Origin of the sequence: Paramesorhizobium endophyticum (genome assembly GCF_014640615.1) — a bacterium.
GTDB classification, from domain to species: Bacteria; Pseudomonadota; Alphaproteobacteria; order Rhizobiales; family Rhizobiaceae; genus Paramesorhizobium; species Paramesorhizobium endophyticum.
This window is the reverse complement of sequence record NZ_BMHH01000001.1, coordinates 468,180-491,865: the sequence shown is the minus strand read 5'-3', so window position 1 is coordinate 491,865 and position 23,686 is coordinate 468,180. Positions and strand designations below refer to the sequence as shown.

Below are 23,686 nucleotides of genomic sequence, written 5' to 3'. Positions count from 1 at the left end.
CAAAGCGGTGGGAAGAGAGAAATTAAACAAAACTATCAACGTGATGGGAATAGTTCACGGGCGACTACATCCCCTGGACAAGCCAGAGGATGAGGGGAAGTGAACTCCCTTACTTGACAATCACCTTCGCGCCTTCATCGACGCGGTTGTAAAGATCGATGATGTCCTGGTTCATCAGGCGGATGCAGCCCGATGACATTGCTTTGCCGATGGACCACCATTCCGGCGTGCCGTGCAGGCGATAGCCGGTGTCGCGGCCGCCCTGGTAAAGATAAAGCGCGCGAGCGCCGAGTGGGTTCTTCAAGCCCGGCTCCATGCCGCCGCGATAGACAGCCAGTTCCGGCTGGCGCTTGATCATCGGGGCGGGCGGCGTCCACGTTGGCCATTCGCGCTTCATGGCGACGCGCGCCGTGCCGGACCATCCGAAGCCTTCGCGCCCAACGCCGATGCCGTAGCGCATCGCCTTGCCGCCGGGCATGACGTAATAGAGGAACTTGTTTTCGGTATCGACGATCACCGTCCCCGGCGCTTCCTGGGTTTGGTAGTCAACAATCTGCCGCTGATATTGGGGCGGGATTTTACCGTAGGGTATGGCGGGAAGCGTGTAGCCTGCATCCGTCACCGAGGAATAGGCAAGAACGTGGCTGCGCTCTTCCGCTGTTGTACAGCCTGCTAGAGCGGCTGCGGCAAGTATTGCGGCAGCTGCCTGTAACTGCTTGATATTCATATATCTTCCCTCACGAAATATATCTGATCCGACGAATCACCCAAACCAGTTACACCAACCTATTGACCGTTTTCTTAACTGACGGTTAACCATAATGCGAGTTCTTCAACGGTGGCTTGTTTCCGAAAAATGCCGATGTGGCGCGGAAAAGCCACATTTCTGGCTTCCGCAGCGCATGATCCCGAAAAGTTGCAGACTTTTCGGATAAGATCATGCGGGCAAAGAAAGAGCCTTCCAATGCCGATCATGACCCTCAACCAGACCCATCCGCTCGCCGACGGACGCCAGTCGGAAAACGCCATGCTGGTGCGGCGCGGCGTGCAGCGCCTGTTCCTGGAAATGGGGCTGGCGGTCCTGCCGGAACTGCCGCTGGCTTCCGGACGCCGCGCCGACCTCGCCGCGCTGACGAAGAGCGGCGATGTCTGGATCGTCGAGATCAAATCATCGATCGAGGACTGGAAGGCGGACCGCAAATGGCCGGACTATCGCCTCCATTGCGACCGGCTGTTCTTCGCCACCCATCCCGGTGTGCCGCGCGAAATCTTCCCCGAGGAGTGCGGCCTCATCCTCTCCGATGGCTATGGCGCGGAAATCCTGCGTGAAGCACCCGAACACCGGCTTGCGGCGGCAACGCGTAAGGCGATGACGCTTCGCTTCGCCCGCATCGGCGCGTCGAGATTGACGTTAGCGGAACTGGCGGGACTGGTGATGCCGGAGGACGTAGGGGAATAGGTTCTATCCTCCCCTATCTGGGCGCTCTCTTCGCCAATATCCTCTGCAGCGTCCGGCGATGCATGTTGAGCCGACGGGCAGTTTCGGAGACGTTGCGCTCGCACATTTCATAGACCCGCTGGATATGCTCCCACCGCACGCGGTCGGCGGACATCGGGTTTTCCGGCGGCGGCACCTTCTCGCCGGAGCGCCGGGTAAGTGCGGCAAAGACTTCGTCCGCATCGGCGGGCTTGGAGAGATAATCGATGGCGCCGAGCTTCACGGCGTTGACGGCGGTGGCGATGTTGCCATAGCCCGTCAGCACGATGGCGCGGGTATCCTCTCTGCGGCCACGGATTGCCTCGATGATATCAAGCCCGTTGCCGTCGCCGAGCCGCATGTCTACCACCGCATAGGCGGGCGCGGAATTCTTGACCGCCGCAATTCCCTCTTCGACGGATTCAGCCGTCGTCACCTGAAAGCCGCGGGCTTCCATCGCGCGGGCGAGGCGCTGGAGGAACGGCTTGTCGTCATCGACCAGAAGAAGGGAAGGGTCGCTGCCGATGGCGGCGGCGTTGTCCTGATCTGCATCTTCCATCAGGGTATGTCCTCTAGAGCATGATCCCGAAAAGTTGCAGACTTTTCGGATAAGATTATGCGGCCTAACAAAGCTTTTTCTTGATGTCCCTTATTGATGTCATGCGTCAAAAAGTCAAATAGCCAGCACAATTTCGACGCACGCGGCATTCGGCAATGCGTAATGCGGCTAACAAACCGTCATTCAAACCGCCAGGGCGGCGCGCGGCCAGACTACCTTTATCTCCGCGCCCTGTCCGGGATCGCTGCGGTTGCGGAAGGTGATGTCGGCCCCGGAGCGCTCCAGCAGTGTCTTGGCGATGAAAAGCCCGAGCCCCAGCCCACCGCCGCCATTGGCGCTGGCGTCGCGGCTGGTCATATAGGGCTCGCCGATGCGGTCGAGTATATCGGGCGAAAAGCCCTGGCCGTCGTCGAGAATGGTGATTTCCACCGTGCTGTCGGTCCATTTCCAGGCAACGCTCGCCTTGGCCCGGGCGAAATCGACAGCGTTCTCGATGAGGTTACCCAGCCCGTAGATGACACCGGGATTGCGCCGGGCCACCGGCTCCGGCCCTTCGCCGCCGGTTTTGCTAACCTCGATGGCGATGCCGAAATTTCGATGTGGCGCGATTACCTCCTCGATGAGCGAGGAAAGCGGCAGCCGCGACATATGCTCCTCTCCCTCGCTCGAGAGGCTCGTCAACCGTTGCAGGATCTCGCGGCAGCGCTGCGTCTGCGAGCGCAGCAGTTCCAGATCGTCCGCCAGCCGCTCGTCCGCCCCAAGCGCGCGCTGCATTTCCTTGACCACCAGCGCGATGGTGGCGAGCGGCGTGCCGAGTTCATGCGCGGCGGCGGCGGCAAGCCCGTCAAGCGCCGAGAGATGCTGCTCGCGCTGGAGCACGAGTTCCGTCGCCGCGAGCGCGTCGGCCAATTGCCGCGCTTCCTCCGCCACGCGGTAGGCATAGACGCCGGTGAACACCAGCGCCGAGACGATGGCGCACCAGACCCCCGCGATGAGCAGGTAAGGCAGCGTCATCTCGATGCCGGGATACCAGGGCAGGGGACGGTGGTAGATGGCCAGAAGCGTGGTGCAGACGATGACAAGCGCGCCCAGCACCATGGTGCTGCGGGCGGGAAGCGATGTCGCTGAAATGACAACAGGCACGATCAGCAGCACCGCGAACGGATTTTGCAGCCCGCCGGTGAGATAGAGAAGCCCGGCAAGCTGAAGCAGGTCGAAGGCGAGAACGGCAAAAGCCGCTTCCGGCGCAAGCCGGTGATTGACCGGGTAGCGGAAGGAGAGAAGCAGATTAAGCCACGCGGAAGCCGCGATCAGCCCCAGGCAGATGCTGACCGGGAAGGGGAATTCCAGGTAGAGCATCACGGTGAGGATGGCCGCCGTCTGCCCGGCAATTGCCAGCCAGCGCAGCCGCACCAGCGTCGTCAGCCGGAGCCGGCGCGAGAGAAACGAGGCGCGATTGTTGAAATCGGGGGTCATTGTGTTTTCCTACTGCCCGCGCGGTTTCGCCCGCCGCGTCGCTTCCGCATTGGCGGGGTCTTCGGGCCAGACATGCTTGGGATAACGCCCGCGCATATCGGCCCGCACATCGGCCCATGAACCTTTCCAGAAACCCGGCAGGTCACGGGTGATCTGGATCGGGCGATGAGCGGGGGAGAGCAGCTCCAGCAGCAGCGGCACCTTGCCGTCCGCTATGGATGGATGAACGCCGAGGCCGAAAAGTTCCTGCACCCGCACCGCGATGACCGGTTCCTCCGCATCGTAACGGATGGGTATTTGCGAGCCGGTCGGCACTTCGAAATGCGTGGGCGCTAGCTTGTCCACCTGGCGCTGCAAATCGAAAGGGACGAGGCTCATCAGCCCATTTTTCAGCGCATGGCCCGCAATGCGGTCGAGCTGCGCTTCGCCGGTCAGGAACGGCAGCAGCCAGTCCTCCAGTTTTTCGAGAAGCGGCTCGTCTTCCATCGACGGCCAGGGTTCGCCAAGGCCGCGATGGAGCCAGCCGAGGCGGCGGCGCAGGGTTTCCGCTTCCTTGCTCCATGGCAGGATGGCGAGGCCATGCGCCCGCCCCGCTTCGATCACACCCTCGTCGGCGGCGCTCCCCGATGGCGCGGCGAGCGGTTTTTCTGAGAGAGCGATGGCGCCGATGCGGACCGCCTCGCGGGCGCGCAATGCATTCTTTTCGGGATCGTAGATGATCTGCCTGCCGCTCTCGATCTGATCGCCCAAAGCGGAACGTATCTCCGTTTCCGACACCTCCGCTGCTGAAAGAATGCGCGCACGGCCCGCCTTGCCGCTCATATCGGCCACGACAAGCCATGGCGCGCGGCTAAGGCTGACGCCGGGATCGACTTCGCCGCCGCGCCCATTGGCGAGCAGGAACTGCCCCGTCGCCCCGCGCGCCTTGGCGATGCGGTCTGGATAGGCGTCGATCAGCATCCGCCCGATGCTTGACCCGGCAGGCGCGCCCTTGTTCGGCACCGAAGCTGCAAGGCGTTTGGCCAATCCCTTGGCCCGCATGGCGCGGTCGGAGCGGTCATTGCGAAAGCGCCCGGCGCGTGCTTCGAGATCCGTTTCATTGCCGCCAAGCCCGCGCTCGGTGAGAAGCATCGCGAGTTCCGCGGCGGTCTGCGCTTCGCCGCGCTTGCCCGCTTCCGCCACCATATGCGCGAGGCGGACGGGCAGCGCCAGCGCGCGCATCGCCTCCGCTTCCGGCGTGAATCGGCCCGCCGCATCCAGCGCGCCAAGCCGGGTCAAGAGCGCTTTCGCCTCGGCCAATGCCGGTTTCGGTGGCGGATCGAGAAAAGCGAGCGTTGCGGGATCGGTCACGCCCCATGCGGCGCAGTCGAGCACGAGGCCGGAAAGATCGGCCTCCAGAATTTCCGGCGGCGAGAAGGGCGGCAGCGCAGCCGTCTGGCCCGAATGCCAGAGGCGGATGGCGACGCCCGGCGCCGTTCGCCCGGCCCGGCCCGCCCGCTGATCCACCGCCGCACGCGAGGCGCGGACGGTTTCAAGCCGGGTAAGCCCAGTCGCGGGTTCGTATTTCGGCAGGCGGGCGAGGCCGGAATCGATCACCACCCGCACGCCGTCAATAGTGATCGAGGTTTCGGCAATGGAGGTCGCCAGCACCACCTTGCGCTTGCCATCAGGCGCGGGGCGGATGGCGGCGTCCTGATCCCGCCCTTCCATCGCACCATAGAGCGGCGCGAGTATGACATTTGCAGACAGGCGACCCTCGAGGAGCCGCGCCGTGCGCTCGATTTCGCCTTGTCCGGGGAGGAAGGCAAGGATGCTGCCCGTCTCCTCCGCCAGGGCCTCGCGGATTGCTCGCGCCATTGCATCCTCGATGCGCTCGTCGTGCTTGCGGTCGCGATAGCGGATATCGACCGGATGGGCGCGGCCCTCGCTCGTCACCACAGGCGCGTCGCCCAGCAATGACGCCACGCGCGCGCCGTCGAGCGTCGCCGACATCACGAGTATCTTCAGATCGTCGCGCAAGCCCGCCTGCACGTCGAGCGCCAGCGCCAGTCCGAAATCCGCGTCGAGGCTGCGCTCGTGAAACTCGTCGAAGAGAATGGCGGAAACGCCCTTCAAATCCGGATCGTCGAGGATCATCCGCGCGAACACGCCCTCGGTGACGACAAGGATTTTGGTCTTCGTCGAAACCTTGCTTTCCAGCCGCATCCGGTAGCCGACCGTACCGCCGGGTTCTTCGCCAATGAGCGAGGCCATGCGGCTTGCGGCGGCGCGGGCGGCGAGCCTGCGCGGCTCCAGAAGCACGATCATGCCATCCTTCCGCCACGGAGCGCCCAGCATATGGAGCGGCACCAGCGTCGTCTTGCCCGCGCCGGGTGGCGCGACGAGCACGGCGCTCGCATGGGCCGCCAGCGCCTCATCGAGCGCGGGAAGAACACGGGTAACGGGAAGGTCGGGCAGGCTTGGCAAAAAATGTTCCATAAATGCATCCGGAGGCTCACCGATACACCAGTTTTGCCGGGAATGGAAAGGCGCAACCGAAGCGGTTGACATACTCCCCCATAGTATATACCGTCCGCAGCATTCGGGAGGGCCAATGCCACATTCACCTGACGATAAGAAGCGCGCCCTGACGCGCCTGCGCCGCATCAAGGGGCAGGCCGAGGCGCTGGAGCGCGCGGTGGAAGCCGGCACGGAATGCGCGGCCCTGCTGCAGCAGATCGCGGCATTGCGCGGCGCTGCCAATGGGCTGATGGCGGAGGTACTGGAGAGCCATTTCCGCGAGACCTTCGGGCTCGCGGGGGGACCCACCGGTCCGGCCAACCCCGACGCGCAAATCGACGAAATCATGGGAATTCTGCGCACCTATCTCAAATAGCGCTAATACATCGAACTGGAAGGAAACTTTGTCATGAAATCTCGCGCCGCCGTCGCCTGGGAAGCGAACAAGCCGCTCACCATCGAGACCATCGAGATAGGCGGGCCGAAGCCGGGGGAAGTGCTGGTCGAGATCATGGCGACCGGTGTCTGCCATACCGACGCCTACACGCTGTCGGGCCTCGATTCGGAGGGCAAGTTCCCGGCCATTCTCGGCCATGAGGGCGCGGGCATCGTGCGGGAGGTCGGCGCGGGTGTCACCTCGGTCAAGCCCGGCGATCACGTCATACCGCTTTACACGCCGGAATGCCGTGGGTGCAAAACCTGCCTGTCGCAGCGCTCCAATCTCTGCACCGCCATCCGCGCCACGCAAGGCCAGGGCCTGATGCCGGACAAGACCACGCGCTTCTCATGCGATGCCGGCGAGGTGTTCCATTACATGGGCTGCTCGACCTTCTCCAATTTCACCGTTCTGCCGGAAATCGCGGTCGCCAAGGTGCGCGAGGACGCGCCCTTCGACAAGATCTGCTATATCGGCTGCGGCGTCACGACAGGCATCGGCGCGGTGGTTTATACGGCGAAGGTCTGGCCGGGCGCGAATGTCGTGGTCTTCGGCCTTGGCGGCATCGGCCTCAATGTCATTCAGGGTGCGCGCATGGTCGGCGCGGACAAGATCATCGGCGTCGATCTCAACCCCGCCAAGGTCGAGATGGCGAAGAAATTCGGCATGACCCACTTCGTCAACCCGGACGAGGTCGGTCGCGACAAGGTGGTCGAGGCCATTGTGGACCTGACCGGCGGCGGGGCGGATTTCTCCTTCGAGTGCATCGGTAATGTCCACACCATGCGCCAGGCGCTGGAATGCTGCCATCGCGGCTGGGGCGAGTCGATCATCATCGGCGTCGCTCCCTCGGGCACGGAGATTTCCACGCGCCCGTTCCAACTCGTCACGGGCCGCGTCTGGAAAGGCTCGGCCTTCGGCGGCGCGCGTGGCCGCACCGACGTGCCGAAGATCGTCGACTGGTACATGGAAGGCAAGATCGATATCGACTCCCTCATCACCCACACCATGCCGCTCGATGAGATCAACACCGCCTTCGACCTGATGCATGAGGGCAAGTCGATCCGCTCCGTGGTGGTCTATTGATGGGCGACGGAGAATTGCAATTCGTCTGGAGCAAGCTCGATGAGCTTGCTCCGCGCGACCTCTATGCCGTGCTGAAACTGCGCGTGGATGTTTTCGTCGTCGAGCAGAAATGCCCTTATCCGGAACTGGACGGCAAGGACCTTGACGCCCTGCATCTGCGGGTGCTGGACGACGGCGCGCTCGCGGCCTACTTACGCATTCTTCCGCCCTCAGGGGAAGGCTCCGCCCGGATCGGCCGCGTCATCGTGGCACCCAGCCACCGCGGCAGGAGACTCGGCGAAACGATCATGCGCGAGGCGGTCGTCTATTGCCGGGAGCGCTTTCATGACCGCGATATCGAAATCAGCGCCCAGAGCCATCTTCACGGCTTCTACGGCTCTTTCGGCTTCGTTCCGGTCTCGGAGGAATATCTCGAAGATGGCATCCCGCATATCGACATGCGGCTTGCAGCTTAGACCCTCACCGCACCATGCGCGGGTCGCCGGCGAACAGCGCCTTGGGGAAGCCCAGGCGCAGTTCCGGCATGTCGCAGAGCGCGTTCACGCCATAATCGGAAAACACCATGCGCCAAGTGGCAAAGCGCGACGGGCGCGGGCTTGAGAAGGCTTGGGCGGTGAGAATGGCGAAGTTCGCGCCGCCCTTCGGATCGCGCACCGAGCGATAGCGTATAATCGCGATTTCCGCCGTCCGCGCGGCGTCACAGAGCGCGAGGCAGGCGGAATAGTTGGTCAGATGCGTCCAATGCGCCTCGTCCTTCACCAAAGGCTCGGCGGTCAGATCGATCGCATCGCCTGAAAACTTCACCTGAAACGCGGTGAATTCCAGCGCATTGCCCGGCCAGGACGTTTGCGGGCTCTCGGCGAAGAACAGCAGCCGATAGAAGGCGGTCTCGGCGACGGCGGTTTCCATCGCCTCGCTGCCATAGAACACGCCCGGCGTATAGCCGGCGCGGCGAAAGCGGGAGTCATCGGGATAGCGGCCATAGCGGAAAGGCGTGGCCAACAGATAATCGAGGCCCCGGCATTCCGGCGGCAGGGGCGGCTTGGTTACCTCGAGCGCGTCTTCCAAAAGCCCCTGCTCATCCAGCGTATCGACAAGCTTCATGGTGGAGACGCGGTGCTGCGCCTCGACCAGCCGCCAGCAGCTTCCTTCGTGAGGCCGTGCCTCAGAGCGGAGCGCGGCGGGCGTCCAGATAGGCGAGGACATGGGCGAGGCCATCTATGGTCTTGATCCGTTCCAGTGGCTTGCCGCCAAGCGCCGTATTGTCCGCGCGCAGCCATTGCCGCGCGGCCGCATCGTCGCCGCCCATGATCGCATCGAGCGAGCGATAGAGACGAATGAAAAGCAACGCCAGCTCATAGGGTTTGCCGCTCAAGGCAGTATCCCCGCCGCCGCGCTTCAGCCGCGAAAGCGAAGCCTCCGAAAGCCCGACAATGACAGCCAGTTCTTTGCCGCTGACCCCGAGCAGGTCCGCAGCGCGAATGAGCGCTTTGGCAACGACAGCCACCCGATCCGAAAGGCTTGGCTCCGGCCGTGCCCGGCCAAACGGCGCTTGTCCTTCAGAGAAACCCAGCATTGTCTTCTCTCCATTCCTCATGAAAGAATATATGGAGCAATTTCAGGAGAAATCAAGTGCTATTTTCGCGCCTCGGTGACACTTTCATCGGTATGCCGCCTTGTGGTTGCGTTGTCAGCTTCTGCACTGGCCAAGGCTTGGTATCGCCTACCGTGTCGAAGCGGTAGCGGGACAACAGCACCGCCAGCGCAATGACGCCCTCCTGCAGGGCGAAGCTCGCGCCGATGCAGACGCGCGGGCCTGCGCCGAAGGGCAGGTACTGGAAACGGTCGATTTTATCGCGATGTTCGGGGTGGAAGCGAGCCGGGATGAAGGCTTCCGGGTTTTCCCAATAGAGGCGGTGACGGTGGATCGTCCATGGCATGGCGAGCACCGCCGTGTCCTTCCTGATTTTCAGGTCCTGATATTGGTCGTCCTCCACCGCTTCCCGGTTGATCGAGGGCGCCGGCGGATAGAGCCGCATCGCCTCCTCGAAGGCGGCGCGAGTGAGAGGCAGCCTCGTCAGCCATTCCTGCGGCGGGAGATCGCGCCCGCCATTGGCGAAGAAGGCGTCGATTTCATTCTCGACGATCTCGCGCTCCTGCGGCGCTTCGGCCAGGAGATAGAGTGTCCAGCCCAGCGCCCGGGCCGTTGTTTCGTGTCCCGCGCCGATGAAGGTGATGATGTTGTCCTCGATTTCGGTGCGGGAGAGGCCTTCTGGCCCCTCGGTTTTGAGAAGCAGCGTCAGAAAATCATTGGCCACGTCTTCATTTTTCGCCATGCGCGCCTTGCGCATGGCCACCGTGTCGGTAACGATCTTGCGGAAGAAGGCGAGTGACCTTCGCCCCCTGATCTGGGTGAAGCGTGGCAGCCAGTTAGGCGCGCCCAACAAGTCGAGTGGATCGACTCTACCCATGGTTTCGAACAGATTGTCGATTTCCTTGGCGAACTGGCCAGATTCTCCGGCGATCTCACCGGAAAACAGCGTTGCCGCCAGAATGTCATAAGTGAGCAGTGTCATGTCGCGCGCGACATCGGTGACGAGGCCCGGCGTGGCGTAGCGTTCCGCGAAGGCTTCGGAGCGCTCCCGCATCGCCTCGGCGAAGCCGTGGATATGGCGCGGTGTGAATACCGGCGCCATCGCCTTGCGCGAGCGTCGCCAGACCTCGCCCTCTGCCGTCAATAGCCCGTCGCGCAGGATCGGCCGCAGGATGCGTTGGCGCACCCGCGCCATGCGGTAGTTCTTTGCATTATCCACCAGCACATGGCGGATAAGCCCGGGATCGTTGGCGATAAGGGTGTGGGTGCCGAGCCAATCCACCTCCACCCATGGCTCATTGTAGGAAGGCTTGCCCCAGAGTTCGAGCGGGTTGCGGTATATGATGCGGATAAGCTCGAGACGCCCGACCGGCTTGTCGCGCGGCCTGGGCGCGGGCGGAATGAAGGGATTATCCCTTCCGCCCTTGGTGCATACGCCGCCCATTGTCATGTCGCTCATCAACAAACCTCCCGAGTTAAACCCGCCGCCTTGGTCCAATATAGGAATGTAATGGGCGAGCGGCCATGGGAGAGGCGATTTCCCCGCAAAATCGCCGCAAAGATTTGGAAAAACTGGCTTTAGCGCCTATATTGAAGTCTTCTCAGCGCGTGATTCGAGGGGCTTCCCGCGCTGTTCTTTTCGGCAGACAGACGAAAGTTTTCCATGAGCGAAATATCCGAGACGACACCGGAAGCAAACTCCGGCGCATCCTCCGAATATGGGGCTGATTCCATCAAGGTGCTCAAGGGGCTGGATGCGGTGCGAAAGCGCCCCGGCATGTATATCGGCGACACCGACGATGGTTCTGGCCTGCACCACATGGTCTACGAGGTGGTGGACAACGCGATCGACGAGGCGCTCGCCGGTCACGCCACCCTTGTCACCGTCACGCTCAATCCCGATGGCTCCTGCACCGTCACCGACAACGGTCGCGGCATTCCAACCGGCATCCATTCTTCGGAAGGTGTATCGGCGGCGGAAGTCATCATGACGCAGCTCCATGCGGGCGGCAAGTTCGACCAGAATTCCTACAAAGTGTCCGGCGGCCTGCACGGCGTCGGCGTCTCCGTGGTCAATGCCCTGTCGGTCTGGCTCAAGCTGAAGATCCGCCGCGCCGGTCAGATTCACGAGATGAGCTTCACCCATGGCGTACCGGACGCTCCGCTTGCCGTCGCCGGCGACGCGGGCGCGGAGACGGGAACGGAAGTCACCTTCCTGCCGAGCTCCGAAACTTTCACCATGGTCGAGTTCGATTACGACACGCTGGAACGGCGCCTGCGCGAGCTTGCGTTCCTCAATTCCGGCGTGCGCATCCTTCTGACCGACAAGCGCCATGCGGACGTCAGGAAACAGGAACTGCATTATGATGGCGGCCTGGTCGAATATGTTCGCCATATCGACAGCGGCAAAAGCTCGGTCATCGGCGAGCCCATTTACATCCACACCGAAAAGGACGGGATGACCGTCGAGGTGGCGATGTGGTGGAACGATTCCTACCACGAGAAAGTGCTCTGCTTCACCAACAACATTCCGCAGCGCGAGGGGGGAACGCACCTCGCCGGCTTCCGTGGCGCACTGACCCGTCAGGTGACGGGCTATGCCGAAAGCTCGGGGTTGACCAAGAAGGAAAAGGTGGCGCTTATCGGTGACGATTGCCGGGAGGGGCTGACCGCCATTCTCTCCGTCAAGGTGCCGGACCCGAAATTCTCCTCGCAAACGAAAGACAAGCTGGTTTCCTCAGAAGTTCGCCCCGTGGTGGAAAGCTGCGTCAATGAAGCTCTGTCCATCTGGCTGGAGGAACATCCAGCGCAGGCGAAAATCATTGTCGATAAAGTCATTCAGGCTGCGGCTGCCCGTGAGGCTGCCCGCAAGGCCCGTGACATTACACGCAAATCAAATCTCACCATGACATCCTTGCCCGGCAAGCTGGCGGACTGCCAGGAGCGCGATCCGGCCAAGTCCGAGATATTCATCGTCGAGGGTGACTCAGCGGGCGGCTCGGCCAAGGGCGGGCGCTCGCGCCAGAACCAGGCGATCCTGCCCCTGCGCGGCAAGATCCTGAATGTCGAACGCGTGAAGCTGGACAGGATGCTGACGTCGGAGCAGATCGGCACGCTCATCATGGCGCTTGGCACCTCCATCGGGAAGGATGAGGTGAACGGGTTCAACCCGGACAAGCTGCGCTATCACAAGATCATCATCATGACCGACGCCGACGTGGACGGCGCGCACATTCGCACGCTACTCCTGACCTTCTTCTTCCGGCAGATGCCGGAGCTGATCGAGCGCGGCCATCTCTATATCGCCCAGCCGCCGCTCTATAAGGTGACGCGCGGCAAGTCCTCGCAATATATCAAGAACGAGGAAGCCTTCGAGGAATATCTGATCGAATCGGGCCTGGAAGAGGCGACGCTGACTCTCGCCAATGGTGAGGTGCGGGCACGGGCTGACCTGCGCGCCATCATCGACGATGCGCTGACCGTCCGCCAACTCCTGGGCGGCCTCCACACCCGCTATAACCGCAACGTCGCGGAACAGGCCGCCATCGCCGGCGCGCTCAATCCGGAAGCGGTGAGCGATGCGCAAAGGGCGCAACTGGCCGCCGACGATATCGCCCGCCGTCTCGACCTCATCGCTGAGGAGACAGAGCGCGGCTGGGCCGGGTTTGTGACGGAAGAAGGCGGCTACCGCTTCGAGCGGATGCTTCGCGGCGTCAAGGACGTCACCACGCTCGACATGGCGTTGCTCGGTTCCGCTGATGCCCGCCAGCTTGACCGTTTTGCGGCGCGCTTGCATGAGGTTTACGCCGCGCCTCCCGCGCTTCGCCGCAAGGACAAGATCGAAGTAATCTCCGGGCCGCTGGCGCTGCTTGACGCCGTCTTCGCCACCGGAAAAAAAGGTCTGACCCTGCAGCGCTATAAAGGCTTGGGCGAAATGAACGCCGAGCAGCTCTGGGAGACGACGCTCGACCCCAACGCCCGCTCGCTGTTGCAGGTCAAGGTTTCCGACGCTACCGATGCGGATTCGCTCTTCAGCCGCCTGATGGGCGACAATGTCGAGCCGCGCCGCGAATTCATCCAGGAAAACGCGCTGAGCGTCGCCAATCTCGACGTATAATCGGTTTTTCGCCGAAATTCTCAAAAGAAGGCCCGGGATGCGCCGCATCCTCGGGCCTTCGTGCATTCACGATTGACAAGCAAGGTTTGTACCAGTTTTGTAAAGGCGGGGAGACATCTATCCAAGGGGGAGAAAAACGTAAACGCCATGGCACTTTCGCCAAAGCTCGACTTGCGGCAATCGCAATCGCTGGTCATGACGCCGCAGCTGATGCAATCCATCCGGCTGTTGCAGATGACCCATATCGAGCTTGAGCATTTCATCGATGTGGAAATCGAGAAGAACCCGCTGCTTGAGCGACTCGATGAGGCCGATGGTCCGGCCCCTGACGATGCCGACGAGAACAGGCGCGAGGAGCAGGCGGAAGAGGGTGACTGGCTCAGGGACAACAGCGTGTTGGATGCTGGCGCCATCGCGGAGGCATATGACGCCTCCATGGAAAACGTCTTCCCCGACGACCCCGGGCGCCATGACGAGATCGCGCCCGACCTCGCTGCGCAATGGAAATCGTCCAGCGGCGACGGCTATGTCGCCACAGGTGAAGGTTTCGATATCGAGCAGGTGACTGCGCATCGCATTTCCCTGCGCGAGCATGTGGAAGAGCAGATATTGTTCGCCTTGCGCGATCCCGCCGAACGGCTTATCGCTGCCGACCTCACAGATCATCTCGATGAACTGGGTTATCTGCGCGCGGATATCGCTGACGTGGCGGCGCGCCTGGGGGTGGCGTTGCCGCGCGTCGAGCGTGTGCTCGCTGTCCTGCAAGGCTTCGATCCACCTGGTTTGTTCGCCCGTGATCTTGCCGAATGCCTGGGGCTTCAGCTCAAGGAAAAGAACCGCTTCGACCCGGCCATGCAGGCGCTGGTCGCCAATCTGGAATTGCTGGCGAAGCGGGATTTCCAGTCGCTGAAAAAGCTGTGCGGCGTCGATGAACACGACCTCCTCGACATGCTGGCGGAAATCCGTCTTCTCGACCCGAAACCGGGCGCGCTGTTTTCGACGAACGCGGCGGAAGCCATCGTGCCTGATATCCACGTCCTGCCCGCGCCTGACGGCGGCTGGGAGATCGAGCTCAACCCCGCCGCCCTGCCGCGCGTGCTGGTCAATCATGATTACTATACGGTCGTTGCGCGTGGCGCCGGACCGCAGGACAAGGATTTTCTTGTCGAGTGCATGCAGACCGCCAATTGGCTGGCGCGCAGCCTCGACCAGCGGGCGCGCACCATCCTCAAAGTCGCCCGCGAGATCGTGCGGCGGCAGGATGGTTTTCTCGCCCATGGCATTTCGCATTTGCGGCCGCTCAATCTGCGCATGGTCGCGGACGCCATCCAGATGCATGAATCGACGGTCAGCCGCGTCACCGCCAATAAATACATGCTGACGCCGCGCGGCGTTTTCGAATTGCGCTATTTCTTCACCGCCGCCATCGCCTCGGCGGAAGAGGGCTGCGCCGCGCATTCGTCCGAGGCGGTGCGCCACCAGATCCGCCGGTTGATAGAGCGCGAGACCCCCGATTCGATATTGTCCGACGACGCCATTGTGGATATCCTCAATCGCGAAGGCGTGGATATCGCCCGGCGCACCGTCGCCAAATACAGGGAAGCGATGAGCATCCCCTCATCGATCCAGCGGCGCCGGGAAAAGAAGGCGCTCGCCGCTGCCGGATAAGAGGGCTGGAGTGCCGGAGAGTTGTTGGACTTTTCAGCTGCAACCAGGGAAGGAGGCCGTTAAGGTTTCCTTAAGTTTGAATTGACTTTCCCAACGTCAACACATAGAAGCCCGCTCGCGTGGACAATACGCGAGCGGGCCCTCGCTTGGGCAGGTTGCCGGAAAGGGAGGATTGCACGCAGTGGTGGTTTGATGCATGATTTCACAAAGCCGCAGGCTTTTGGACAAGATCATGCAGATAATGTCGGAACGGGAAAGTTGATCGCATGATCCGGGCATGAAGATACCGGATCGCTTTGCTCACACCGCGCCTTGTGGTTAGATGTGACCCGAGGTGAAACGCAAACGAGGCATAACCACATGAGTCTGCGTGTATCTGGCAAGCATATGGACATCGGCGATGCATTCCGCATCCGGATCGAGGAACGGATCGGAGAGGCAGTCGGCAAATATTTCGACGGGGGGTATTCCGGCCACGTGACGGTCGTGAAATCCGGCTCCCGCTTTTCGGCGGATTGCATGCTCTATCTCGATACGGGCGCTGCCCTGCAGACGACGGGCGAGGCGCAGGATCCGCAACTGGCCTTCGATGCCGCCGCCGACCGGATCGAGACACGCCTGCGCCGTTACAAGCGTCGGCTGAAATCGCATCAGGTCGCCAACAGCAATTCCGCTTATGACGACGTGGCCTACCGGGTGATGTCGCCCGTGCCGGAGGATGATGAGGACGAAGTTCCGCAGGAGTATGCGCCTACGATTGTCGCCGAAACCTCCGTTTCGCTGCGCACCATGAGCGTCGCCTCCGCCGTCGTGGAACTCGACCTCAAGGACAATCCGGTCCTGGTGTTCCGCAATGCCGGCAACGACCAGGTCAATATCGTGTACCGCCGGGCCGATGGAAATATCGGCTGGATCGACCCTTCGGCGGTGAAGGGGCAGAAGATGTCCCGCTCTTGAGCATGAGTTGAAGGTCGCAGCGGGAAAGCCGCGGGCTTTTCGAAGGAGATTATGCGCCTGGAAACAAATCATTCCGGCGCAATTGGTGGGATCCGGCGCGGCGTTTCCAGCTCCGGATCCTGAGGGGTTTCCGCATTGTTCGGGGTGCGCGGAGGCTTATATAGAGCCGGGGTCGTGAGGCCCCGCAGTAGAAGGAATGGAGAGAATGGATCTTAGCGATCTGATTCAGCCGGCGGCTATCCTGCCGGCGCTGAAAGCGGGCTCCAAAAAACAATTGCTTCAGATCATGGCCGAGAAGGCCGCGGAACTGACCGGTCTCCCCGAACGCGAGGTATTCGATACCGTGCTGCAGCGGGAGCGGCTCGGCTCCACGGGCGTGGGCAATGGTATCGCCATTCCCCATGGCAAGCTGCCCAGCGTCAAGCGCATCACCGGCATCTTCGCCCGTCTCGACAATCCCGTGGATTTCGAGGCGCTGGACGACCAGCCCGTCGATATTGTTTTCCTGCTGCTCGCGCCTGAAAATGCGGGTGCGGATCATCTGAAGGCGCTGTCCCGTATCGCCCGCCTGCTGCGGGATCCCGATGTGGTGATGAAGCTGCGCGGCACTCATGACGCGCAGGCGCTCTATGCTTTCCTGACCACACAGCCGACGTCGCACGCGGCTTGAAGCTCCACCGCCTCATCCTCGGGATAAGCCCGAGGACGACGGGACATAGGATTACTGCAGCATCACCGTGCGCAATTCATGCTCTTGCGCGCCGGCAAGAATATTGGCGCGGGCGTCGGAGAGCACGATGGGCGCGCCGTCGGCGCCGAAGAGGGCCCAGAGCTCCAGTCCCGGGGCCATGGGCGGCAGTGCGGGAAAGCTGCGCGCCAGATCGTCGGTGCGCATCTTGCGCATATAGGCGACTTCGCCCGCACCCAGATGTGCGAATTCTGCTTCCGTGAAAATTTGCTTTTGAGTGGTCATTTAAGCCTCCATCCTGACAAGCCGTGGCCGACCTTGCCTTGAGAGCTGAGCATGATCCCAAAAAGTTGCAGACTTTTTGGATAAGGTCATGCGACTGAAGCAATGCATGATCCCAAAAAGTGGAAGGCTTTTTGGATTAGACCATGCGACTGAAGCGATGCACGATCCCGAAGTAACGGGCTATTTGGATGGGACCATGCGGCCAAATTAAGATCGAGTAGCCTTCTCAATCCTTCACGCTGATATCGATACGCTTGACGAGGCGTTCCGGTTCCGGACGATCAAGATCGATTGAGAGCAATCCGTTCTTGAGTTGCGCCGAGATCACCCGCATTCCGTCCGCCAGCACGAAGACGCGCTGGAATTGGCGGGCCGCGATGCCGCGGTGCAGGAACTCGCGTTCCTCTTCCTCGGTCTGCCGTCCGCGAATGACGAGCTGGTTGTCCTCAGTGGTGACTTCCAGGTCATTGTCGGAAAAGCCCGCTACCGCAAGGGTGATCCTCAGCCGTTCATGGCCGGAATTGGTGCGCAGGCGTTCGATATTATAGGGCGGATATCCGTCGCCGGATTTTGCGATTCGCTCCAGGGTTTTTTCCATCGTATCGAACCCGAGCAAAAGCGGGCTCGAAAACGGCGTCATGCGTGTCATTTTCAGTCCTCGTCAAAGCGACCGTACCCAGCAAGCCCGGGGAAGATAAAGCGGTTTTCCGTCAGGCTTTGCGTGGGCAATTTGGAAGAACCCATTTCGGCATTTCTCCCTTGCCTTGAGATATGGTCCGTGAAATCGGTCTGTTCAAGAGCAGAATCGGATTCCTGCCCGCTGGGTTCTCCATCCGGGCCGTTTTCCCTCGTCTACGATAAGGAATGGTTACGCAAATGGCGCGCAAGATCATCATCGACACTGACCCCGGCCAGGACGACGCGCTGGCAATCCTGCTGGCGCTGGCAAGCCCGGAACTCGATGTCCTCGGCATCACCGTGGTGGCAGGCAACGTGCCGCTGGCTCTGACCGAGAAGAACGCGCGCAAGATCTGCGAGCTGGCGGGCCGGACGGATGTGAAAATCTATGCAGGCGCTGCGCAACCGCTGATGCGCCGGCTGGTGACCGCGGAGCACGTGCATGGCCGCACTGGCCTCGACGGGCCCGACCTGCCCGAGCCGCAAATGCCGCTCCAGCCGCAGCACGCCGTCGATTTCCTCATCGAGACGATTATGCGCGAGGAGCCGGGCAGCCTCACGCTCTGCCCCATCGGCCCGCTCACCAATATCGCGCAGGCGCTGATCCGCGCGCCGGAGATCGCGCCGCGCATCCGCGAGATCGTGCTGATGGGCGGCGGCTTCTTCGAGGGCGGCAACATCACGCCCACCGCCGAATTCAACATCTATGTCGACCCGGAAGCGGCGAAGATCGTATTTGCCTCCGGCGTCCCGCTGGTCGTCATGCCGCTCGACGTCACCCACAAGGCGCTGACCACCGCCAGGCGCATCGACCGCTTCCGCGCCATGGGCACCCGCGCGGGCGACGCCTGCGTGGCGCTGCTCGAATTCTTCGAGCGCTTCGACGAAGCGAAGTACGGCAGCGACGGCGGCCCGCTCCATGACCCCAACGTCATTGCCTATCTCCTGAAACCGGAGCTCTATTCCGGCCGCACCTGCAATGTCGAAATCGAGACGCAGTCGGAGCTGACCTTGGGCATGACTGTGGTCGATTGGTGGGGCGTGACGGGCCGCGCTAATAACGCGCTCGTCATGCGCGATGTGGACCACGACGGGTTCTTCGCGCTGCTGACGGAGCGGATTGAGCAGCTGTAGGGGCGCTTGGGCTTGGCGCTTACCCCGGCAACTCCCCCGCCAACGGAATAGCCGGCTGCGCTCCGGGCTTGAGACACGCAATCGAAGCCGCAATCGCCGCGCGGCGGCAGGCGGCTTCCAGTTCCAGGCCCGTGTCCAGACCGGCGGCGAGATAGCCGCAGAAGGTGTCGCCCGCGCCAACCGTATCGACCGGCGCGACCGGATAGGCAGGGACGGCGAATTGCCGGTCTGGCGTCGTGACGCGTAGCCCGTCCGCGCCCAACGTCACGATCACCGTGCGCCCCGTCCTGCCCGTGAAACCCGCCATCCGGGCCTCGCGGTCCGTACCCTCGAGCTTCAGTCGATCCGCGGCGAGGTCGAATTCCGTTTCATTGGCAATGACGATATCGGCAAGCGGCAGCAGGTCCGCCGCTTCGTTCTGCCAGGGCGCGGTGTTGAGGATGGAGACCGTACCGCTCGCCCGCGCCGCTTCCAGCGCAGCCTTGACGAGGGGGAGGGGGATTTCATGCTGGAGCAGCAGATGCCCGCCGGAAAGGCCCGCGCCATCGACATCGCCTTGCGAAATTGTACCGTTCGCCCCCGGCACCACGACGATCACGTTCTCGCCCGACGCCTCGACGGTGATGAGCGCTACGCCCGTTGCACTCTCGGTCTTGCGCACGCGGGAAAGATCGACGCCGCCTTTCTCAAGAAGCGCCAGCGCTTCCGCCGCGAAGGCATCATTGCCCACTGCACCGATCATGTGCACCGTGCCGCCCGCCCGTGCTGCGGCCAGCGCCTGATTCGCTCCTTTGCCGCCCGGCGCGGTCTGGAAAGCAGAGCCGGACACCGTCTCGCCGGGCTTAGGCAATTGCGCGGTCCGGGCGATAAGATCGAGATTGATGGAGCCGATAACGGTGATCATGGGAACCCCTGCTGCGTGATGATGGAAGCCATATACAGGCTATCGGCGGGAAATGGCCAGAGGATCAGCGCCCCTTCGCGGTCGCAAGCGCCCGCGCGAAGGCGGAGGCGAAGCTTTCGCGATCGTCGGGATTGAGGAAGGAGCCGATGGCGATTCGCCGCCCTTCGCCTTCCACATTCATGGCGGTGATGCCGATTTCCTCGTGCCGCGAGACGCGGAAGCGCGCCCAGAACGGGTTGAAGCGATGCTCACGCGTCCGCCCCGATGGCGCCACCTGCCGGATGTCGAGCGCGGTGCGCGAAACCGATATCTCCTCCCGCGCCCGGCCCGCCCGGTAATTGAAGCGGAAGGCGAGATAGACGAGCAGCACATCGAGGCCGAAAAAGCCGAACACCGGCCACGCGCCGATGGAGAGAAACAGGATGCCGGTGAATATCCACCCGGCAAGGAGCGCCGTCATCAGAACCAGAAAGCCGGTGCGCCCAAGCGAGCGGTGCGGCACCAGCAGCGCCTGGAAGAAAGGCGCGTCATTTGCGTGTGTGTTTGCGCCATCCGGATGGCTCATTTCATTCTGCTTCCTTGCCGCGCAGGGAGGTGGACGAGTATAGAGGGGATATGGAAAACACCAAAATCAAATCGGCGGAAAAGGCCGTCGCAAGGCGTCCGGCCCGCGTGGCGGGAACGCTCTATACGAAGGCGGAAATCCATGAGATTTTCCGCCGCTTTTCGGTCCAGCGCCCCGAGCCGAAAGGGGAACTGGAATATGTAAACTCCTTTACGCTTCTTGTCGCCGTGGTGCTCTCGGCGCAGGCGACGGATGTCGGCGTCAACAAGGCGACGCGCCCGCTCTTCGCCATTGCCGACACGCCGCAGAAGATGCTGGCGCTCGGCGAGGCGAAGGTCGGCGAATATATCAAGACCATCGGCCTGTGGCGCAACAAGGCAAAGAATGTCGTCGCCCTCTCGGAAGCGCTGATCCGCGACCATGGCGGCGAGGTGCCGGACAATCGCGACGACCTCGTCAAGCTTCCCGGCGTTGGCCGCAAGACCGCCAATGTGGTCCTCAACGTTGCCTTCAACCGGGCCGCCATGGCAGTAGACACCCACATCTTCCGCATCGGCAACCGCATCGGACTTGCACCTGGGAAAACCCCTGAAGCGGTCGAGGACAAGCTCATGCGGGTGGTGCCCAAGGAATATCTCCTCCACGCCCACCATTGGCTGATCCTGCATGGCCGCTATGTCTGCAAGGCGCGCAAGCCCGAATGCGAAGAATGCATCATCGCCGACCTCTGCAAGGCGGCGGTGAAAACCACCGACATCCCCGCGCCGCTGATTCCTATTATCCCCTGATCATGGAAGCTGCCGGAGCCTGCTCGCGTCGCGATACCGCCTTGTAGAGATGCACCATCATTGCGGCGGCGAAGAGCGGCGTCAGAAGGTTGACGATGGGGATGGCGAGGAAGGCGGCGATGATAAGCCCGGCCAGAAACACCGTGACGGCATATTTGCTGCGCAGCGCCTTCGCCTCGTCGGGCGTGCGAAACCGCATTGCCGCGAACTCGAAATATTCCCGCCCCAGAAGATAGCCGTTGACGATGAAGAAGGCGATGAGATTGACGCCCGGCACCAGCAGCAGGAACAGCGCGAAAATGTTGCCGACGATGACAACGCCGAGGAATTTCAGCGAAAGCACCAGCGACTGCATCAAGGGAAGCGCCTGTCCGGGCGCATCGGCGGGGTAATCCGTCCGCTCGATGATCTCGGCCGCGTCGTCGAGGAACAGCCCGGCAATCAAGGCGGTGATGGGCGCGATCAGCAGCGCCAGCCCGAGCGCGAGGCCAAGGCTGGCAAAGATCGCTCCGACCGTGCCGAGCCATCCCGCCCACTCGGGCAATCCGGGCAGCATCTGGCCGAGATAGGGCCACGCCAGATGGACGAAGATCTGGCGCAGCGCGATCCACAGCAGCATGAGAATGACGAACGTCGCCCCCAGCGATTTCCACAGGAGCGAACGGAATGCCGGCGTAGGCAGATGCCGTAGCGCGGCGCTGGCCGCATCGAAAATCATCATTATATCCCTTGGTCAAATGCTGGATGCGCGGTCCAACACATAGGGTGGATGGAAGTCTTGGAAAAGGGCAAGGCTAGCCAAGAGCGCCGCAAAACGGTACATCGAATCCTTGCGGGGATATTGCCGCTATCGTCAACTGCTGGGGCCGCTCGATTTCCCATGTCCAAATTCGATGTTTTGTGCATCGGCAATGCGATTGTCGATATTCTCGCGCGCACCGATGATGTCTTCCTGGTGAAGAACGCCATCATCAAGGGCGCGATGAACCTCATAGACGCACCACGCGCCGAACTGCTCTATGAGCGGATGGGCCCCGCGGTGGAAATGTCCGGCGGCAGTGCCGGCAACACCGCCGCCGGTGTCGCCAGCCTCGGCGGACGCGCCGCCTATTTCGGCAAGGTCGCGGCGGATTATCTCGGCCGCATCTTCACCCATGACATCCGCGCGCAAGGCGTGGTGTTTGACACCCGTCCGCTGGACGGCGGCGTTCCCACCGCCCGGTCGATGATTTTCGTGACCGCCGATGGCGAGCGCTCGATGAACACCTATCTCGGCGCCTGCGTCGAGCTCGGACCCGAGGATGTCGAAAGCTCCAAGGTGGCCGAAGCAAAGGTCACCTATTTCGAAGGCTATCTCTGGGATCCCCCGCGCGCCAAGGAGGCGATCCGGCTATCCGCCAAGCTCGCCCATGAGCACGGGCGCGAAGTGGCGATGACCCTTTCCGACCCGTTCTGCGTCGACCGCTATCGCGACGAGTTTCTGGAACTGATGCGTTCCGGCACGGTCGATATCGTCTTCGCCAACGAGGCAGAGCTGAAATCGCTCTATCAGACGGAATCCTTCGAGGCCGGGCTGGAGGCGATCCGTCAGGATTGCAAGCTCGCCGCGGTGACGCGCTCGGAAAAGGGTTCTGTCATCGTATCAGGCGATGAAACCGTGGCCGTCCCCGCCATCGAGCTGCGCGAACTCGTCGACACGACCGGAGCGGGCGATCTCTACGCCTCCGGCTTTCTCTATGGCTACACAAACGGCTATTTGCTGGAAAACTGCGCTCATCTGGGCTCGCTGGCAGCCGGCGTCATCATCCAGCAAATGGGCCCCCGCCCCCAATCGAGCTTGCGAGATATTGCGGAGCAGAGGGGGTTGATAAAGGGAGTGCCGGCGGAGGGGTAGCTGGGTAAAGCGCCCTCCTTCCCCCTTGCGGGGAAGGTGTCTGCGGAGCAGACGGATGGGGGTGGTGACGTTTGCGCTTCTGCTGGAGATAGTGGCGTAAACGTCACCACCCCCACCCGACCCTTCGGGCCACCCTCCCCGCAAGGGGGAGGGTGCGCGCTTATCGTCAGGCGTCCTTTTCAGCCTGCGGATTGACCGGACCCGGCTCCGCCGGAGCGTCGGCCGCCGCCTGCTTGGGGCCGCCGCGCGAGACGCCGACGAGGGCGGGGCGCAGCACGCGGTCGCCGATGACGTAACCCGCCTGCACCACCTGCAGCACCGTGTTGTTCGGCACATCGGCATTGGGGATTTCGAACATCGCCTGATGGAAATTCGGATCGAATTTCTGGCCCTCGGGCTCGATCTTCTTCACGCCATGGCGCTCCAGCGTGGAAAGCATGGCGCGTTCCGTCATCTCCACGCCTTCGGCGAGCGCCTTCAGGCCCGTATCGCCCGCCTCCAGCGCTTCCGCCGGAATAGCTTCCAGCGCGCGGGCGAGATTGTCCGATACGGCGAGCATGTCGCGCGCGAAATTGGTGACCGCGTAAGCCTTCGCATCCTGCACGTCTCGGGCGGTGCGCTTGCGCAAATTCTCCATGTCAGCGGCAAGCCGCAGGAGCTGGTCCTTCAATTCGCTGTTCTCGGCCTGAAGCTCCGCAACCGGGTCGGCCTCTGTTTCCGCTTCATCTTCCGCTGCTTCGGCTTTCGCCTCGGCCTTCCTGGATTTCAGGAAATCGTCTGCCGCGCGCTTCAGCGCATCGCGATCCCTGGGATTATTGATGTCGCGCTGATGCAGATCGGCAGCCTCGTCCTTATGCTTCTCTTCAGCCATTCTCTTCTTC

24 protein-coding genes are annotated in these 23,686 nt (G+C 62.3%); 11 read left to right on the top strand and 13 right to left on the bottom strand.

Features of this window, described 5'->3' with window-relative positions; translation table 11 throughout:
• Positions 1-109 precede the first annotated feature (109 nt).
• Positions 110-727, bottom strand: coding sequence for a L,D-transpeptidase (locus IEX53_RS02400; protein ID WP_188821043.1), 618 nt, complete (start codon positions 725-727; stop codon positions 110-112).
• Between the two features lie 237 nt (positions 728-964).
• Here IEX53_RS02400 and IEX53_RS02395 point away from each other — a divergent pair, with 237 nt between their 5' ends.
• Positions 965-1,459, top strand: a complete 495-nt coding sequence (locus tag IEX53_RS02395; RefSeq protein ID WP_188821041.1) for an MmcB family DNA repair protein — start codon at positions 965-967, stop codon at positions 1,457-1,459.
• A gap of 13 nt (positions 1,460-1,472) precedes the next feature.
• On the opposite strand, the gene IEX53_RS02390 is transcribed toward IEX53_RS02395, so the two are convergent.
• From IEX53_RS02390 to hrpB, 3 genes are all read right to left on the bottom strand, one after another.
• Positions 1,473-2,036 carry an ActR/PrrA/RegA family redox response regulator transcription factor gene (locus IEX53_RS02390; RefSeq protein WP_188821039.1) on the bottom strand — a complete coding sequence of 188 codons (564 nt, stop codon included), beginning with the start codon at positions 2,034-2,036 and terminating at the stop codon, positions 1,473-1,475.
• A 183-nt stretch (positions 2,037-2,219) separates the two neighbouring features.
• A complete protein-coding gene (locus IEX53_RS02385) occupies positions 2,220-3,512 on the bottom strand; it encodes an ActS/PrrB/RegB family redox-sensitive histidine kinase (RefSeq protein WP_188821037.1) in 1,293 nt (430 codons plus the stop codon).
• Between the two features lie 9 nt (positions 3,513-3,521).
• Positions 3,522-5,978: an ATP-dependent helicase HrpB gene (gene hrpB / locus IEX53_RS02380; protein ID WP_188821123.1), complete on the bottom strand. Its 2,457-nt coding sequence runs from the start codon at positions 5,976-5,978 to the stop codon at positions 3,522-3,524.
• Positions 5,979-6,105: 127 nt separating this feature from the next.
• Here hrpB and IEX53_RS02375 point away from each other — a divergent pair, with 127 nt between their 5' ends.
• Genes IEX53_RS02375 through IEX53_RS02365 form a run of 3 tightly spaced genes read left to right on the top strand, consistent with a single transcriptional unit; the run spans position 6,106 to position 7,988 of the window.
• Positions 6,106-6,387 carry a metal/formaldehyde-sensitive transcriptional repressor gene (locus IEX53_RS02375; RefSeq protein WP_188821035.1) on the top strand — a complete coding sequence of 94 codons (282 nt, stop codon included), beginning with the start codon at positions 6,106-6,108 and terminating at the stop codon, positions 6,385-6,387.
• 33 nt (positions 6,388-6,420) lie between these two features.
• A complete protein-coding gene (locus tag IEX53_RS02370; protein WP_188821033.1) occupies positions 6,421-7,533 on the top strand; it encodes an S-(hydroxymethyl)glutathione dehydrogenase/class III alcohol dehydrogenase in 1,113 nt (370 codons plus the stop codon).
• Entirely contained in the window at positions 7,533-7,988 is a 456-nt protein-coding gene (locus IEX53_RS02365; RefSeq protein ID WP_188821031.1) for a GNAT family N-acetyltransferase, read from the top strand. Before IEX53_RS02370 ends, IEX53_RS02365 begins: the two co-directional genes overlap by 1 nt.
• A 4-nt stretch (positions 7,989-7,992) precedes the next feature.
• On the opposite strand, the gene IEX53_RS02360 is transcribed toward IEX53_RS02365, so the two are convergent.
• Genes IEX53_RS02360 through IEX53_RS02350 form a run of 3 tightly spaced genes read right to left on the bottom strand, consistent with a single transcriptional unit; the run spans position 7,993 to position 10,586 of the window.
• Complete coding sequence (locus tag IEX53_RS02360; protein WP_188821029.1) at positions 7,993-8,739, bottom strand: RES family NAD+ phosphorylase; 747 nt, start codon at positions 8,737-8,739, stop codon at positions 7,993-7,995.
• Positions 8,699-9,109 (bottom strand): antitoxin Xre/MbcA/ParS toxin-binding domain-containing protein, encoded by a 411-nt coding sequence (locus IEX53_RS02355; RefSeq protein ID WP_188821027.1) that lies wholly within the window; start codon positions 9,107-9,109, stop codon positions 8,699-8,701. Before IEX53_RS02355 ends, IEX53_RS02360 begins: the two co-directional genes overlap by 41 nt.
• A 52-nt stretch (positions 9,110-9,161) precedes the next feature.
• On the bottom strand, positions 9,162-10,586 hold the full coding sequence (locus tag IEX53_RS02350; RefSeq protein WP_373288518.1) for a cytochrome P450: 1,425 nt from the start codon (positions 10,584-10,586) through the stop codon (positions 9,162-9,164).
• Between the two features lie 204 nt (positions 10,587-10,790).
• Here IEX53_RS02350 and gyrB point away from each other — a divergent pair, with 204 nt between their 5' ends.
• From gyrB to ptsN, 4 genes are all read left to right on the top strand, one after another.
• Complete coding sequence (gene gyrB, locus IEX53_RS02345) at positions 10,791-13,244, top strand: DNA topoisomerase (ATP-hydrolyzing) subunit B (RefSeq protein ID WP_188821025.1); 2,454 nt, start codon at positions 10,791-10,793, stop codon at positions 13,242-13,244.
• Positions 13,245-13,391: 147 nt separating this feature from the next.
• On the top strand, positions 13,392-14,912 hold the full coding sequence (gene rpoN, locus IEX53_RS02340; RefSeq protein WP_188821023.1) for an RNA polymerase factor sigma-54: 1,521 nt from the start codon (positions 13,392-13,394) through the stop codon (positions 14,910-14,912).
• 360 nt (positions 14,913-15,272) lie between these two features.
• Positions 15,273-15,869, top strand: a complete 597-nt coding sequence (hpf, locus tag IEX53_RS02335; protein WP_188821021.1) for a ribosome hibernation-promoting factor, HPF/YfiA family — start codon at positions 15,273-15,275, stop codon at positions 15,867-15,869.
• 205 nt (positions 15,870-16,074) lie between these two features.
• Positions 16,075-16,539, top strand: a complete 465-nt coding sequence (gene ptsN, locus IEX53_RS02330; protein ID WP_188821020.1) for a PTS IIA-like nitrogen regulatory protein PtsN — start codon at positions 16,075-16,077, stop codon at positions 16,537-16,539.
• Between the two features lie 51 nt (positions 16,540-16,590).
• Here ptsN and IEX53_RS02325 read toward each other — a convergent pair whose 3' ends face one another.
• Positions 16,591-16,842 carry a BQ00720 family protein gene (locus IEX53_RS02325; protein WP_188821018.1) on the bottom strand — a complete coding sequence of 84 codons (252 nt, stop codon included), beginning with the start codon at positions 16,840-16,842 and terminating at the stop codon, positions 16,591-16,593.
• 226 nt (positions 16,843-17,068) lie between these two features.
• The gene (locus IEX53_RS02320) at positions 17,069-17,491 is read right to left on the bottom strand and encodes an Hsp20 family protein (RefSeq protein WP_188821016.1); all 423 of its coding nucleotides are present in this window, start codon (positions 17,489-17,491) and stop codon (positions 17,069-17,071) included.
• A gap of 227 nt (positions 17,492-17,718) precedes the next feature.
• On the opposite strand from IEX53_RS02320, the gene IEX53_RS02315 reads away from it, so the two are divergent.
• Entirely contained in the window at positions 17,719-18,654 is a 936-nt protein-coding gene (locus tag IEX53_RS02315; protein WP_188821014.1) for a nucleoside hydrolase, read from the top strand.
• 19 nt (positions 18,655-18,673) lie between these two features.
• Here IEX53_RS02315 and IEX53_RS02310 read toward each other — a convergent pair whose 3' ends face one another.
• Entirely contained in the window at positions 18,674-19,558 is an 885-nt protein-coding gene (locus IEX53_RS02310; RefSeq protein ID WP_188821012.1) for a ribokinase, read from the bottom strand.
• 64 nt (positions 19,559-19,622) lie between these two features.
• Complete coding sequence (locus tag IEX53_RS02305; RefSeq protein ID WP_188821010.1) at positions 19,623-20,123, bottom strand: DUF2244 domain-containing protein; 501 nt, start codon at positions 20,121-20,123, stop codon at positions 19,623-19,625.
• Between the two features lie 50 nt (positions 20,124-20,173).
• Here IEX53_RS02305 and nth point away from each other — a divergent pair, with 50 nt between their 5' ends.
• Complete coding sequence (nth, locus tag IEX53_RS02300) at positions 20,174-20,911, top strand: endonuclease III (protein WP_188821008.1); 738 nt, start codon at positions 20,174-20,176, stop codon at positions 20,909-20,911.
• Here nth and IEX53_RS02295 read toward each other — a convergent pair.
• A complete protein-coding gene (locus tag IEX53_RS02295; RefSeq protein WP_188821119.1) occupies positions 20,901-21,629 on the bottom strand; it encodes a sulfate transporter family protein in 729 nt (242 codons plus the stop codon). The two genes, nth and IEX53_RS02295, sit on opposite strands and share 11 nt — an antisense overlap.
• A 162-nt stretch (positions 21,630-21,791) precedes the next feature.
• Between IEX53_RS02295 and IEX53_RS02290 the strand changes: the two genes are divergently transcribed.
• A complete protein-coding gene (locus tag IEX53_RS02290) occupies positions 21,792-22,805 on the top strand; it encodes an adenosine kinase (protein WP_188821006.1) in 1,014 nt (337 codons plus the stop codon).
• Positions 22,806-22,971: 166 nt separating this feature from the next.
• Here IEX53_RS02290 and grpE read toward each other — a convergent pair whose 3' ends face one another.
• Complete coding sequence (gene grpE / locus IEX53_RS02285; RefSeq protein ID WP_188821004.1) at positions 22,972-23,676, bottom strand: nucleotide exchange factor GrpE; 705 nt, start codon at positions 23,674-23,676, stop codon at positions 22,972-22,974.
• Between the last annotated feature and the right edge of the window lie 10 nt (positions 23,677-23,686).

Coding starts and splice junctions, on each gene's coding strand:
- IEX53_RS02360 (WP_188821029.1), bottom strand. CDS start 8,739: ATGTCCTCGCCTATCTGGACGCCCGCCGCGCTCCGCTCTGAGGCACGG.
- IEX53_RS02290 (WP_188821006.1), top strand. CDS start 21,792: ATGTCCAAATTCGATGTTTTGTGCATCGGCAATGCGATTGTCGATATT.
- IEX53_RS02355 (WP_188821027.1), bottom strand. CDS start 9,109: ATGCTGGGTTTCTCTGAAGGACAAGCGCCGTTTGGCCGGGCACGGCCG.
- rpoN (WP_188821023.1), top strand. CDS start 13,392: ATGGCACTTTCGCCAAAGCTCGACTTGCGGCAATCGCAATCGCTGGTC.
- IEX53_RS02375 (WP_188821035.1), top strand. CDS start 6,106: ATGCCACATTCACCTGACGATAAGAAGCGCGCCCTGACGCGCCTGCGC.
- IEX53_RS02395 (WP_188821041.1), top strand. CDS start 965: ATGCCGATCATGACCCTCAACCAGACCCATCCGCTCGCCGACGGACGC.
- IEX53_RS02315 (WP_188821014.1), top strand. CDS start 17,719: ATGGCGCGCAAGATCATCATCGACACTGACCCCGGCCAGGACGACGCG.
- IEX53_RS02320 (WP_188821016.1), bottom strand. CDS start 17,491: ATGACACGCATGACGCCGTTTTCGAGCCCGCTTTTGCTCGGGTTCGAT.
- IEX53_RS02325 (WP_188821018.1), bottom strand. CDS start 16,842: ATGACCACTCAAAAGCAAATTTTCACGGAAGCAGAATTCGCACATCTG.
- IEX53_RS02400 (WP_188821043.1), bottom strand. CDS start 727: ATGAATATCAAGCAGTTACAGGCAGCTGCCGCAATACTTGCCGCAGCC.
- IEX53_RS02310 (WP_188821012.1), bottom strand. CDS start 19,558: ATGATCACCGTTATCGGCTCCATCAATCTCGATCTTATCGCCCGGACC.
- hpf (WP_188821021.1), top strand. CDS start 15,273: ATGAGTCTGCGTGTATCTGGCAAGCATATGGACATCGGCGATGCATTC.
- IEX53_RS02385 (WP_188821037.1), bottom strand. CDS start 3,512: ATGACCCCCGATTTCAACAATCGCGCCTCGTTTCTCTCGCGCCGGCTC.
- IEX53_RS02295 (WP_188821119.1), bottom strand. CDS start 21,629: ATGATTTTCGATGCGGCCAGCGCCGCGCTACGGCATCTGCCTACGCCG.
- gyrB (WP_188821025.1), top strand. CDS start 10,791: ATGAGCGAAATATCCGAGACGACACCGGAAGCAAACTCCGGCGCATCC.
- nth (WP_188821008.1), top strand. CDS start 20,174: ATGGAAAACACCAAAATCAAATCGGCGGAAAAGGCCGTCGCAAGGCGT.
- grpE (WP_188821004.1), bottom strand. CDS start 23,676: ATGGCTGAAGAGAAGCATAAGGACGAGGCTGCCGATCTGCATCAGCGC.
- ptsN (WP_188821020.1), top strand. CDS start 16,075: ATGGATCTTAGCGATCTGATTCAGCCGGCGGCTATCCTGCCGGCGCTG.
- IEX53_RS02305 (WP_188821010.1), bottom strand. CDS start 20,123: ATGAGCCATCCGGATGGCGCAAACACACACGCAAATGACGCGCCTTTC.
- IEX53_RS02350 (WP_373288518.1), bottom strand. CDS start 10,586: ATGAGCGACATGACAATGGGCGGCGTATGCACCAAGGGCGGAAGGGAT.
- IEX53_RS02390 (WP_188821039.1), bottom strand. CDS start 2,036: ATGGAAGATGCAGATCAGGACAACGCCGCCGCCATCGGCAGCGACCCT.
- IEX53_RS02365 (WP_188821031.1), top strand. CDS start 7,533: ATGGGCGACGGAGAATTGCAATTCGTCTGGAGCAAGCTCGATGAGCTT.
- IEX53_RS02370 (WP_188821033.1), top strand. CDS start 6,421: ATGAAATCTCGCGCCGCCGTCGCCTGGGAAGCGAACAAGCCGCTCACC.